Source organism: Ruegeria sp. B10 (assembly GCF_056539825.1).
In genome coordinates this window covers 48,437-61,781 of the sequence record NZ_JBQFVP010000008.1, presented here as the reverse complement: position 1 = coordinate 61,781, position 13,345 = coordinate 48,437, and the positions used below count along the sequence as shown (strand labels likewise).

The following is a 13,345-nucleotide window of genomic DNA, read 5'->3' as shown; positions in this document are numbered from 1 at the left end:
ACTTGATGCAATAACCCGTTAACCCTACCTTCTTAACCAATTCCTTTGGGGCGACTCTGTGGGTAAACTGTGGATAAATTCGTGAATCTCGTCAAACTTTCGGTCGGGTCGGAGAGCGTCGACACACTGATGGCATGGCAGGACAGCCGCAAGCCGCTTTACGCGGATGGTTGCCCGCGCCACGTGACGCGCATGTGGCCAAAGCGCGAGGCCGAGATCCTGAACGGAGGTTCGATCTATTGGGTGATCAAAGGCGTGATCCAATGCCGCCAGCGCATCCTGCGCCTTGATGAGGTACGCGGTGAGGACGGCATCCGCCGCTGCGCCATTGTTCTCGATCCTGAGGTTCATCGCACCCAGAACGCGTTGAAACGCCCCTTTCAAGGCTGGCGTTATCTGAAACCCGAAGACACCCCAGCCGATCTTCCAAAATCGCGTGAGCAGGACGACGCCCTGCCAGACGATCTGAACCGCGCTCTGGCCGAAATTGGCATATTGTAGTCAGCGCAGGCGATCCAACAGCTCGGACAAAACCGCTTTGTCGCCCGCCTCATAGCTCGCCACACGACTGCGCCACAGGGTCGCTTGCGATTGCAGGATGAGACCGTCCGACAGAATCTTCAGGTGATTGGCCCGCAATGTTTCACCGGTCGAGGTGATATCGGCAACGGCCTCAGCCGTTTCGTTCATCACGGTGCCTTCGGTCGCGCCCTGGCTATCGACCAGAGCATAGTCGGCCACCCCGGCATCGGTCAGAAACTCACGCACCAAACGGTGGTATTTGGTCGCAATCCGCAGCCGGTGACCATGTGTTCTGCGGAACGCAGCGGCGGCTGCATCCAGATCGTCCAGCGTATCCACGTCGACCCAACAGGCAGGCGTGGCGATGATCAGGTCAGCCTTGCCAAAGCCAAGCGCGGCGATTTCTTCAACCTGCTGTTCCCAGCGCGGCAGCTTTTCTTGCACAAGGTCAACGCCCGTGACCCCTAGTTGGATACGACCTGCTGCCAGCTCACGCGGGATTTCCCCCGCCGACAGCAGGATCAGCGAGACATCCTCGATCCCCTCGACCTTGCCCGCATATTCCCGGTCCGACCCGCTGCGCGACAGAGTGATGCCGCGCTTTTCGAACCACGAGAAGGTCTTTTCCATCAACCGGCCCTTCGAGGGCACGCCCAGTTTAAGGCTCATTGCGCGTCCTCCTCGATCTCGAGCATCAGGTCGGGACGGATGACGCCGCCAACAGCCGGAATTTCTTCGCCACTGCCCAACTGCCGGGTCAGCGCATCATAGCGCCCGCCAGTGGCGATCGGAGGCAAGTCGGGGCGACCTTCGGCGTAGAAGCCAAAGACAAACCCGTCGTAATACTCCATCGAGGTCCGGCCATACGCAGCCTCAAAATCCAACCTTTCAACATCGACGCCCCGCGCCTGCATCGCTGCGATCCGGGCTTCAAGACGATCAAGCGCCTGCGTGATCTGAGGCAGGTCGACCGCCACATCGCGCAGCTGTTCCAGTGCAAATGGCATGGTCTCACGCACATTCAAAAGCGTCTCCAACCCGGCCAGTTCGTTGTCTGAGATGGGCGGCGTGTCGCGATCTTCACGTAAAGCTTCGATCCGCGCCTCGATCTCGGAGGCACGGCGCTTGCCGATCATCGGAATGTCATTGTCCAGAGGATCTGCGGCATTCAGCAACTCGTCGCGCCCTTCGGGGCCCGGTTTGCGACCTGCAAACCGATCCAGAAGAATACGGAATCGGCGCGGGCGCCAGAGGTGCCGCATCAGGGCGGTCTTGCGACGCTCGGTCGTGCGAAGGCCCTCGACGGCTGCGGTCAGAATTCCGATATCCCCGGTCGCCGCCCGCAGAGGCAGGCCCCGCAACTGCAACGCAAACAGCGAAAACACCTCGGCATCCGCGCCGGATGGGTCGTCGCGATCAAAGACCTCATAGCCCACCTGGATATATTCATTCGACCGGTCCGGGTCATGCTCCTGACGGCGAAAGACCTCTCCGGAATAGGTATAACGCGCGGGTTCTGCGCCGTCGCTCATGTGCATCTGCACCACTGGTAGAGTGAAATCCGGGCGCAGCATCTGCTCGCCCCGCAGGGCGTCAGTCGTGACATAAGCACGTCCGCGGATGTCTTCGCCATAGAGGTCCAACAGTGTCTCGGCCGGTTGCAGCAATGGTGTATCAACCACCTGCGCACCTGCGGCCTCGAACCGGACGCGCATCATCGCGGCGCGGGCCTGTATCTGGGAACGGTTGGCCATGGCTCAGTCCTGACTGTCCAGAATTTCACGCACCTTGGCGACCAGATCACCGCGCGGCACTTCGAACTGGCTGGGGCGTTCTTTCCATTCCTCCAGCGTGGCACTTTCGGCGATTTTGGCACCAAGGATCAAGTCTTTGATCTGAACGATGCCATTGGCCTTTTCGTCACCGCCTTCGATCACCGCGATGGGAGAATTCCGTTTGTCTGCATATTTCAGCTGATTGCCGAAGTTCTTCGGATTGCCCAAGTAGACTTCGGCCCGAATGCCGGCATTCCGCAGCTCAGCCACCATCGCCTGATAATCGGCCATACGGTCGCGATCCATAACGGTGACGACCACAGGCCCTGTCGCCTGCGCGCTGAGACGACCCTTTTCGCGCAAAGCGGCCAGCAGGCGATCGACACCGATGGAGACACCAGTTGCAGGCACCTCCTGCCCGGTGAAGCGCTTGACCAGATCGTCGTAACGACCACCACCTGAGACGGAACCGAACTGACGCTTGCGGCCTTTTTCGTCGAAAATCTCAAAAGTTAGCTCGGCTTCATAGACCGGGCCGGTGTAGTAGCCGAGACCGCGTACTACCGACGGGTCGATCTCGATCCGGTCCGAACCGTAGCCGCCCGCATCCAGCAGCGAACCGATCTGTTCCAGTTCAGCAATGCCATCCGCACCGATCTTGCTGTCGCCAACCGCCGCACGCAGGTTCGCGAGCGTTCCGGCGGTATCCGCAGCTTTGGAGGTCAGGAAGGCAAGCACAGGCTCGGCCTGATCGTCGCTCAGACCCACACCATCGATAAACGCGCCAGAGGCGTCCAGACGGCCCTTGGTCAGCAGCTCTCGGACACCGGCCTCACCGACCTTGTCGAACTTGTCGATGGTGCGCAGAACGTTGTCGCGGGCGGCGGCGTCTTCACCCAGCCCCATTGCCTCAAGCACGCCGTTCAGAACCTTGCGGTTATTGACCCGCACCAGATAGTCGCCGCGCGGAATGCCCACCGTCTCCAGCGTGTCCGACAGCATCGCGCAGATCTCGGCGTCCGCCGCCATCGAGGCGGTGCCGACCGTATCCGCATCGCACTGATAAAACTGACGATAGCGCCCCGGCCCCGGCTTTTCGTTCCGCCATACAGGTCCCATCGCATAACGGCGATAGGGCGTCGGCAGGTCGTTGCGGTGCTGCGCGTAGACTCGGGCCAAAGGCGCGGTTAGGTCATAGCGCAGGGCCATCCAATCGCCGTTGCCGCCTTCGTCAAACTCCTGCCAAGCAAAGACGCCTTCGTTCGGGCGGTCCACGTCGGGCAGGAACTTGCCCAGCGCCTCGACAGTCTCGACCGCGCTGCTTTCTAAAGCGTCGAACCCATACCGATGATACACGCCTGCAATCGTCCGCAGCATCTCGGTGCGCTGCGTGACTTCCTCGCCGAAATAGTCACGGAACCCTTTCGGCGTTACGGCCTTGGGGCGGGGCTGTTTCTTGGGCTTGGCCATCGGGGGCGTCCTTCACGGGTCATGTTCCGCGCGCGGTCTATCCCATGGCCCGCATCGGGGCAAGGCGCGCTTTCGCTGGTCTTGGCTTTGCAGGCCCGCTATGACCGTCCCTGAAGCAGACCCCACAGGAAATCAACATGCAGCATCTAGAAGAACAGATCGCCCATCTGACCCGCACGGTCGAAGAGCTGAACACCGTCGTCACACGCCAGCAATCCGAGATCGACCGCCTGACGCGCCGCGTCGAAATGCTGCTGCAGCGCGAGGCCGAACGGGCGCAGGAAGGCTCGGGCGGGGTCGTGTTCGGAGACGAACGCCCGCCGCATTATTGAGACAGATTTCGATGTTGATGCCTGCTTTTCTGGTTCTTGCTGGTCACGCCCTATACTAATCACAGGGTTACCGTTCGAAATCTTGTTGGTAGGCTAATACTTTAATATCAGTTCACTGGCAGGAGACGTTCAATGGCCGACAGACTTGCTCTTGTCACAGGTGCCGCGCGTGGCATCGGGCTGGCGACAACAAAACTGTTTCTACAAAACGGCTGGAACGTTGCGATGATCGATCGTGACTCTGAGGCGCTTTCTCTTGCCGCAAAGGATCTAGACGGTGCGGTTGCGTTCGTCGCGGACGTTTCGGATCAAAATCAGGTTGTTGGCGTGGTCAAGGCCGTTCTCGCCGAATTCAATCGCGTTGATGCTGTGGTGAACAACGCGGGTGTCGCAGATTTCGGGCCAATTGAGGAACACGATTTCGCAGTGTGGCGTCGGGTTATGGAAACCAACCTTGATGGCGTGTTTCTGGTCTCTCAGGCGACTATACCGGCCCTACGCAAAAGCCGTGGCGCTATCGTAAACATCGCATCGATTTCGGGGCTGAGGGCGAGCACACTTCGCGTCGCATACGGAACGTCGAAGGCGGGTGTCATCCACCTGACCAAGCAACAAGCCGCCGAACTAGGAGAATTCGGTATACGCGCCAATTGCGTGTGTCCGGGCCCGGTCCGTACCAAGCTTGCAATGGCAGTCCACTCGCCCGAAATCATCGCCGCCTATCATGACGCTATCCCACTGAACCGATACGGTTCGGAGGATGAGATCGCGCAGGTGATCTATTTCCTTTGCTCGGACCAGGCCAGCTACGTAACGGGTCAGGTGATCGCGTCCGACGGCGGGTTCGAAAGCACTGGCGTGGGCTTGCCGGCGCTACGATCGAGCAACTGAGATTCACCCACGATTTGTCCGCGTCGGGACGCAAAACAGGATGCTAAGGTTTACAAACCCAGCGACGATTTCACGGCGTTATCGACAACCCCGCCCAGAAGGGCGTTTTTATCCGCAGCACAGCCCTCAGACAGAGCGGCGATGAACGCTTCGCGCAGTTTCGCTTTGTCTTCATCTGCGGCCGCGTGGTCCTCGATATTGATCTGACGATTGTAGAGAGACAGAGCCGTCATCTTGCCCACGACCTCAACAACAAAGGCCTCATCCCCGTCCGCCTCTTCGGCGATTGAGGCACAGGTGTAGTGCATGACAGGCAGGGCATCTTCGACCATCTGCTGGGCCGCTTCGTCGGCCAAAGCAAAGACCGGAGCCACCAAAAGTGATGCCAAGACAACAGGCTTGAGAGTTTTCATCCGCATCGCAATCACTTCCAGTTATGTCCGATAATCGCACCGGCCACACCGCCGATTGCCGCGCCCTTGCCGTCACCGATCAGGGCCCCAACTCCGGCGCCGATCAACGCACCTTCGATTGTCTGCTTCTTCTTTTTGTCGTCCGCAAAAGCCGCAGTCGCCACGGAAAGCGAGATCGCCCCCGCCAATACCAACGCTTTGGAGCCCATAGCTGAAAGTGCCAAACCCTAACCCTCCTGTTTCATCTGTCACAGAATGTGCAGTTACAGCCTAGCCGGGGGACATCGCTGTGGCAATAAAGCCGGGATCAGACCTCTTCCACTGACAGAACGCCATCCAGCGACTTGATCGCGCCTTTGATCTGCGGGTTGATCGGGAAGTCCTGCCCCAGATCCATCTCGACATCGCCCGGCAGTCCTGGGTCCATCAGGCACAGCTGGATCGGCCCTTTTGCAGCCCCCTTCGCAGCGCTGGCGGCATCCACCAGCACGCTTGCCACTGTGGGCAGCACCTGCGGCTGATCGACGAATATGCGCAGGCCGGTCGCACCCGCCTCGGCCACAACCGAATCTACCGGACCTACCGAACGACCCAGAAGTTTCAGCTGATCTGCCTCCATCGTCGCCTCGGCGGTCAGAACCACCTGCGCGCCGGTCTCAAGATATTCGCGCGATTTCTCCAGCGTTTCCGAGAACAGCGTGACCTCATACGCACCAGTCGGGTCAGACAACTGCGCAAAGGCAAAGCGGTTGCCGCGGGCCGATTTCCGTTCCTGTCGGCCGGCAACAACCCCGGCCATCTTCGCGATCAGAGGGCCAGAGCGGGCTTTTTCCGTCACCTCATCCAAGGTCAGCACCTGTTTGCGTTTCAGCGCAGGCATGTAATCATCCAGCGGGTGGCCCGACAGGTAGAAGCCAATGGCTTTGAACTCTTCGCTGAGCCTTTCTGCGGGCAGCCAGTCCGGCGTCGGCGACAGGCGCGGTTCGGGCAGGTCGTCCCCGGCCTCGCCAAACAATGACACCTGGTTCGAGTTCTTCTGTTCGTGGATCGCCGCCGAATACTGCACAAGCGGATCGAGGCTTTCGAACACGCGGCGGCGGTTCTTGTCCAACTCGTCGAAGGCTCCGGCCCGTGCCAGCATCTCCAAGGGGCGCTTGCCGACCTTTTTCAGATCAACGCGGCGCGCGAAGTCAAAGAGGTTGACGAAGGGTTTGTCGCCCCGACCATCAACCACAAGGCTCATCGCCTCGACACCCACGTTTTTCAACGCGCCCAGCGCATAGACAAGATGCCCATTGTCCACATCAAACGTGGCCTGAGAGCGGTTCACGCAAGGCGGGATGTAAGGCAGGTCCAGCCCCTTGCGGACCTCTTCAAAGTAAACGGCCAGTTTATCAGTCAGGTGGATATCGCAGTTCATGACGCCTGCCATGAACTCAACCGGGTGGTTCGCCTTCAGCCAGCCGGTCTGATAGCTGACCACCGCATAGGCGGCCGCGTGGGATTTGTTGAAGCCGTAGTTGGCGAATTTCTCCAAAAGGTCGAACACCTCGGAGGCTTTCTTGGCATCCACACCATTCTCTGCGGCGCCCTTTTCGAATTTCGGGCGTTCGGCATCCATCGCCTCTTTGATCTTCTTACCCATCGCGCGGCGCAGCAGGTCAGCGCCGCCGAGGGAATACCCGGCCATCACCTGAGCGATCTGCATCACCTGTTCTTGGTAGACGATGATGCCCTGCGTTTCCTCAAGGATGTAATCGATCAGCGGATGCACGGATTCGATTTTCCGCAACCCGTTTTTGACCTCACAATAGGTCGGGATGTTCTCCATCGGACCGGGGCGATAGAGCGCCACAAGGGCCACGATATCCTCGATACAGGTAGGTTTCATGCGCTTGAGCGCGTCCATCATGCCCGAGGATTCCACCTGGAACACCGCCACTGTCTTGGCCGCGGAATAGAGCTTGTATGTCGCCTCATCATCCAGCGGGATCGCGTTGATCTGGTTCTCGGCCCCGTCGGCGGGCTCATAGAGTTCTGTCCCGTCCGCCGCGACATGCAGAGGCCGCCCGGATTTGAAGATCAGATCCATCGCGTTCTGGATCACAGTAAGCGTTTTCAGACCCAGAAAGTCGAATTTGACCAACCCGGCCTGCTCCACCCATTTCATATTGAACTGGGTCGCGGGCATATCAGAGCGCGGATCCTGATAGAGCGGCACCAACGCGTCCAACGGCCGGTCACCGATCACCACACCCGCCGCATGGGTCGAGGCGTTCCGCAACAGCCCTTCGACTTGCTGGCCGTAGTTGAGCAACCGTTCGACGACCTCTTCATTCCGCGCCTCTTCGCGCAGGCGCGGCTCATCTTTCAGGGCCTTTTCGATGGAAACAGGTTTGACCCCCTCAACCGGGATCATCTTGGACAGCCGGTCGACCTGCCCATAAGGCATCTGCAGCACGCGCCCGATATCGCGCACGGCAGCCTTGGACAACAACGCACCAAAGGTGATGATCTGCCCCACCTTGTCGCGCCCATATTTCTGCTGCACGTAGCGGATCACCTCTTCCCGGCGATCCATGCAAAAGTCGATGTCGAAGTCGGGCATCGAAACCCGCTCTGGATTCAAAAAGCGTTCGAACAGCAAGCTGTAGCGCAGCGGGTCAAGGTCGGTGATCGTCAGGGCATAGGCCACCAGAGACCCCGCACCCGAGCCCCGCCCCGGTCCGACCGGAATGTCATGATCCTTGGACCATTGGATAAAGTCCGCAACGATCAGGAAGTAGCCGGGGAACCCCATGCCTTCGATGATCCCGAGCTCAAAATCCAAACGTTCCTGATATTCCTCAGGCGTCACCGCGTGCGGGATCACGGCCAGACGTTTCTGCAGACCCTCATTCGCAATGCGGCGCAGTTCGGCCACTTCATCATCGGCAAACTTGGGCAGAATGGGATCCCGGCGATAGGCCATAAAGGCGCAACGGCGCGCGATCTCGACCGTGTTCTCAATGGCCTCAGGCAAATCCGCGAACAGAGTCACCATTTCCTGCTGCGACTTGAAATAATGCTGAGCGGTCAGACGGCGGCGACCGGCTTGCTGATCGACATAGGCCCCCTCGGCGATGCAGATCAGCGCGTCATGGGCCTCATACATATCCGAGGTCGGAAAATAGACGTCATTGGTGGCGACCAAAGGCAGATTCTTGGCATAGGCCATCTCGACATGACCACGCTCGGTCAAGCGCTCGGCCTCGGGCTGGCCGTCCTCGCCCGGATGGCGTTGCAGTTCGATATACAAACGATCCGGGAACATCCCCAACAACCGGTCGACCAGAGCCTCAGCCGCCGGGCGCTGCCCTTGCTGCAGCAACATGCCCACTGGGCCTTCTGGTCCACCAGTCAAACAGATCAGACCCGCCGACCGATCCGCCAGCTCCTCCAACGTGACCTGCGGCAACTGCCCGCCTTTGTCCACATAAAGGCAGGAGCTCAGCTTCATAAGGTTCTCATACCCAACCTCGGACTGCGCCAGCAGCACCAGAGGCGCAGGCGCTTTTAGTTTCTCACCGGGTTTTGGCTGCACATAGGTCAGATCGACCTGACACCCCATGATCGGCTGAATCCCGGCCCCGCTGGCGGTGACTGAAAACTCCAGCGCCGAGAACATCGAGTTGGTGTCGGTCACCGCAACGGCGGGCATCTCGGCCTTCTCGCAAAGGCTGGGCAGCTTTTTCAGCCGCACAGCGCCTTCCAGCAGGGAATATTCAGTGTGAACGCGAAGGTGAATGAATCGAGGGGTACTGCTCATACCCCGCACGCTATCCCAGTCAGCAGCGACGAAAAAGCGGGAACCGACTCTGTGGACTGCTTAAAAAATCAGCAGCGATTATTCTGATTTTTTAGAAGGTGCTTCGGGTCAGACTCAGCACCGCTTCAAAAATGGTGTTTATTTACAAGTGCCTGACTTCTAAACAACTGCAATATTCACAGGTCGTTCCGGTCCAATGGTGCATCATATAGGCAGTTTTCCTTGCCAGATAAGGTGCGCTGTTTCTAACATCTGACGGCAAGCACTTCGCCCGCCACTCTTTCTACGTCGCATCGAAGGAGGGCCCAACGGGCGCAACCGGGTAAGGCGACGGGTTTCACGAATGGACATCACGTTTCTTCTGAACGGAGAGACAGTGCAGCTGTCGGATGTTAGTCCGACGGTCACCCTGCTAGACTGGCTGCGAGAGGAACGCGGCCTGACTGGCACAAAGGAAGGCTGCAACGAAGGCGATTGCGGCGCCTGCACCGTGATGGTCACCGAAGAGGGCAGTGCCAAGGCATTGAACGCATGCATCCTGTTCTTGCCCCAACTGCACGGCAAAGCCGTCCGCACCGTCGAGGGCGCAAGCGGCCCAAACGATGAACCTCATCCGGTCCAAAGCGCGATGGTCGATCTACACGGCTCGCAATGCGGCTTCTGCACCCCCGGCTTTGTGATGTCGATGGTTGCCAGTCACGCAAATGGCGCAACCGACCACGACACCCAACTGGCCGGCAACCTGTGCCGCTGCACCGGCTACGCCCCGATTATCCGCGCCGCCAAAGCCGCCGAACCGCAACCCGTCCCGCAATGGATCACTAGCGACCAGTCCTTCTCTTGTCCAAAAATACCTCGGGGGGAGGCCACAGGCCGGGGGGCAGAGCCCCCCTTCCTCCCCACGTCATCCGACGAATTGGCGGAAGTCTATGCACGGCACCCCAACGCGACACTCATCGCCGGTGCAACCGATGTCGGCCTTTGGGTCACCAAGCAACTGCGTGAGCTTGACCCGGTGATCTTCCTCAACGGCTGCGAAGACCTCAAACAGATCACAATCACCGACGACGAAATCCGCTTCGGGGCAATGGTCGACATGAACCGGATGGGCGAGGCTATTGCTGATCTCCACCCCTCCTACGCCGAAATGATCCGTCGCTATGCCAGCGTTCAGTTGCGCCACGCAGCCACCGTCGGCGGTAACATCGCCAATGGCTCGCCTATCGGGGACAACCCGCCTGCGCTGATCGCATTGGCTGCAACTCTGCACCTTCGCAAAGGCGACGCCCGCCGGTCCCTCCCTTTGGAAGAGTTCTTCATCGATTACGGCAAGCAAGACCGCGCGCCCGGCGAATTTGTCGAGGCCGTCAGTTTCCCGCGTCAAGCGGATCGACTGAAGGCTTACAAACTCAGCAAACGATTCGATCAGGATATCTCGGCCGTTTGCGGCTGTTTCAATATCACCGTATCCAAGGGCACCGTCACCCAAGCGCGCATCGCTTTTGGCGGCATGGCGGGGACTCCTAAACGGGCAACCCATGTCGAGGCCGCACTCATCGGCAAACCCTGGACGCGTGCGGTGATTGACGCCGCGCTGCCCAGCTTTGCCGAAGATTATTCACCACTCACGGACATGCGCGCCTCGGCAACCTATCGATTGGAGACCGCTAAAGCGATGCTGCAACGGTATTTCCTCGAAGATCAGGGCGAAGTGACAGACGTGCTCAAGGTGACGGCATGAGCGTGACCAAACCCCTCCCCCACGACGCGGCCCCGCTGCATGTGGCCGGTGCCGCACGTTATGTGGATGACATCCCGACGCCAAAGGGCACCCTGCATCTGGCCTTTGGTCTGAGCCCGATTGCCAAAGGTACGATCACCGCGATGGACCTGTCGGCCGTGAAAGCTGCGGATGGCGTGGTGCAGGTGATGACGGCCGAAGATCTTCCTTTTGCCAACGACGTCTCTCCCTCGATCCATGATGAACCGCTGCTATCGGACGGCACGGTGCATTACATCGGTCAGCCCGTGTTTCTGGTTGTCGCCACCAGCCACCTAGCCGCCCGCAAAGCCGCGCGGTTGGGTAAGATCGACTATGCCGAAGACACCCCGATCCTGACCGTCGAAGACGCTCTGACCGCCGACAGCCGGTTCGAGGATGGCCCCCGCATCTACGCCAAGGGCGACGCGGATGCCGCAATCGCCAGTGCGGCCCATATCATCGAAGGAAGCTTCGAGCTTGGCGGGCAAGAGCATTTCTACCTCGAAGGACAGGCAGCTCTGGCTGTGCCCAATGAAGGCGCGGAAATGCTGGTCCATAGCTCAACCCAGCATCCAACCGAGATTCAGCACAAAGTCGCCGATGCACTGGGCGTTCCCATGCACGCGGTCCGGGTTGAGACTCGGCGTATGGGCGGCGGGTTCGGCGGCAAGGAAAGTCAGGGCAACGCTCTGGCCGTGGCTTGTGCCATTGCCGCGCGCGCAACCGGCAAGGCCTGCAAAATGCGCTATGACCGCGACGATGACATGATCATCACCGGTAAACGCCACGCCTTCCGTATTTCCTACAAAGCCGGGTTTGATGAGAACGGCCATATTCAGGGCGTCTCGTTCCACCACTACGCCATCTGCGGCTGGGCGCAGGACCTGTCTCTGCCCGTCGCCGACCGCGCGATGCTGCATTCGGACAACGCCTACCTTCTGCCCAATGCGCGGATCGAGAGCCACCGATTGAAGACCAACACCCAATCCGCCACCGCCTATCGCGGGTTCGGAGGCCCTCAGGGCATGGTCGGGATAGAACGCGTGATGGACCACGCCGCGCATGCGCTGGGTCTGGACCCTGTCGAGCTGCGCCGTCGGAACTACTACGAACCCGCTCACAAGGTTGCTGAGGCCGCACCGGTGGAGAAACCAATGGGCCACCCTGATCCGCATGAAGACCTGACCAGTCGCGGCGCAGTTGAGATGGGCGACGCGCCCGTGCGCCCCCTACCCGCAGGTGGCAACACCACGCCTTACGGGATGGAGGTCAGCGACTTTGAACTACATGGCTTGACCGAAGCTCTACTGAAATCCAGCAAATATGCCGCGCGTAAGGCTGCCATCGAAAAATGGAACACCGAAAACAGTGTGATCAAGAAGGGCATCGCCTTCTCTCCGGTCAAGTTCGGGATTTCCTTCACGCTGACCCACCTCAATCAAGCAGGTGCTTTGGTGCATGTGTATCAAGACGGTTCGGTCCACCTGAACCATGGCGGCACCGAGATGGGTCAAGGCCTGTTCCAGAAGGTCGCGCAGGTCGCTGCGTCGCGCTTTGGCATTCCGCTGGAGATGGTCAAGATCACCGCGACCGATACGGCCAAAGTGCCCAACACATCGGCCACGGCGGCGTCTTCGGGCAGTGACCTGAACGGCATGGCGGTCAAAGCGGCCTGCGACACGATCCGCGACCGCATGGCCGACTATCTGGCCGAACGTCATCAGGCCGACCCGTCGACAGTCTCCTTCTCTGATGGCCATGTTGCGGTTGGCGCAGAACGCTACACGTTCGCCGAAGCCGCCGCGTTGGCCTATCAGGGGCGCATCAGCCTGTCGGCGACCGGCTTCTACAAGACACCCAAGATCGAATGGGACCGGATCGCTGGCCGCGGTCGTCCGTTCTTTTACTTCGCTTATGGGGCGTCGGTCACCGAGGTAGCCGTGGACACGCTGACCGGCGAGAACCGCATTCTGCGCACCGATATCCTGCATGATGCAGGCGCATCGCTGAACCCAGCGTTGGATATCGGACAGGTCGAAGGCGGCTATGTGCAAGGCGCAGGCTGGCTGACGACCGAGGAATTGGTCTGGGACGGCAAAGGCAACCTGCGCACCCATGCGCCATCGACCTACAAAATCCCCGCCTGCTCAGACCGGCCCGATATCTTCAACGTCGCGCTTTGGGTTGGCGAGAACCGCGAGGACACGATCTATCGCTCAAAAGCGGTGGGTGAACCGCCTTTCATGCTGGGAATATCGGCATGGTTGGCCCTGTCCAATGCGGTTGCAGCCTGCGGCGACAGCTATCCGGCGCTGGATGCACCCGCCACGGCTGAGGACGTCTGGCGCGGCGTCCAGCGGATGAAATGAGGC

General features: G+C 59.8%; 11 protein-coding genes. 5 read left to right on the top strand and 6 right to left on the bottom strand.

All coding sequences use genetic code 11. From position 1 onward, the window contains the following. Nucleotides 1-69: 69 nt before the first annotated feature. A complete protein-coding gene (locus tag ACR0J4_RS12375; protein ID WP_170374510.1) occupies nucleotides 70-501 on the top strand; it encodes a DUF1489 domain-containing protein in 432 nt (143 codons plus the stop codon). Here ACR0J4_RS12375 and hisG read toward each other — a convergent pair whose 3' ends face one another. Genes hisG through hisS form a run of 3 tightly spaced genes read right to left on the bottom strand, consistent with a single transcriptional unit; the run spans nucleotide 502 to nucleotide 3,767 of the window. Next, nucleotides 502-1,191: an ATP phosphoribosyltransferase gene (gene hisG, locus ACR0J4_RS12370; RefSeq protein WP_170643171.1), complete on the bottom strand. Its 690-nt coding sequence runs from the start codon at nucleotides 1,189-1,191 to the stop codon at nucleotides 502-504. Beyond that, on the bottom strand, nucleotides 1,188-2,276 hold the full coding sequence (locus tag ACR0J4_RS12365; protein ID WP_170643172.1) for an ATP phosphoribosyltransferase regulatory subunit: 1,089 nt from the start codon (nucleotides 2,274-2,276) through the stop codon (nucleotides 1,188-1,190). The genes hisG and ACR0J4_RS12365 overlap by 4 nt, the downstream gene beginning before the upstream one ends. A 3-nt stretch (nucleotides 2,277-2,279) precedes the next feature. Next, nucleotides 2,280-3,767 (bottom strand): histidine--tRNA ligase, encoded by a 1,488-nt coding sequence (gene hisS / locus ACR0J4_RS12360; protein WP_170480563.1) that lies wholly within the window; start codon nucleotides 3,765-3,767, stop codon nucleotides 2,280-2,282. 137 nt (nucleotides 3,768-3,904) lie between these two features. On the opposite strand from hisS, the gene ACR0J4_RS12355 reads away from it, so the two are divergent. After that, a complete protein-coding gene (locus ACR0J4_RS12355; protein WP_170440680.1) occupies nucleotides 3,905-4,099 on the top strand; it encodes a SlyX family protein in 195 nt (64 codons plus the stop codon). Nucleotides 4,100-4,231: 132 nt separating this feature from the next. Continuing rightward, the gene (locus ACR0J4_RS12350; protein WP_170643173.1) at nucleotides 4,232-4,990 is read left to right on the top strand and encodes an SDR family oxidoreductase; all 759 of its coding nucleotides are present in this window, start codon (nucleotides 4,232-4,234) and stop codon (nucleotides 4,988-4,990) included. A 50-nt stretch (nucleotides 4,991-5,040) separates the two neighbouring features. On the opposite strand, the gene ACR0J4_RS12345 is transcribed toward ACR0J4_RS12350, so the two are convergent. The 3 genes from ACR0J4_RS12345 to dnaE form a co-directional block, all read right to left on the bottom strand. Further along, complete coding sequence (locus ACR0J4_RS12345; protein WP_480668654.1) at nucleotides 5,041-5,403, bottom strand: hypothetical protein; 363 nt, start codon at nucleotides 5,401-5,403, stop codon at nucleotides 5,041-5,043. 11 nt (nucleotides 5,404-5,414) lie between these two features. Continuing rightward, entirely contained in the window at nucleotides 5,415-5,627 is a 213-nt protein-coding gene (locus ACR0J4_RS12340; protein ID WP_419738497.1) for a YMGG-like glycine zipper-containing protein, read from the bottom strand. A gap of 83 nt (nucleotides 5,628-5,710) precedes the next feature. Then, nucleotides 5,711-9,211, bottom strand: coding sequence for a DNA polymerase III subunit alpha (dnaE, locus tag ACR0J4_RS12335; protein ID WP_170643175.1), 3,501 nt, complete (start codon nucleotides 9,209-9,211; stop codon nucleotides 5,711-5,713). A gap of 343 nt (nucleotides 9,212-9,554) precedes the next feature. Between dnaE and xdhA the strand changes: the two genes are divergently transcribed. Then, nucleotides 9,555-10,952, top strand: coding sequence for a xanthine dehydrogenase small subunit (gene xdhA, locus ACR0J4_RS12330; RefSeq protein WP_170643176.1), 1,398 nt, complete (start codon nucleotides 9,555-9,557; stop codon nucleotides 10,950-10,952). Continuing rightward, entirely contained in the window at nucleotides 10,949-13,342 is a 2,394-nt protein-coding gene (gene xdhB, locus ACR0J4_RS12325; RefSeq protein WP_170643177.1) for a xanthine dehydrogenase molybdopterin binding subunit, read from the top strand. Before xdhA ends, xdhB begins: the two co-directional genes overlap by 4 nt. The last annotated feature ends 3 nt before the right edge of the window (nucleotides 13,343-13,345 follow it).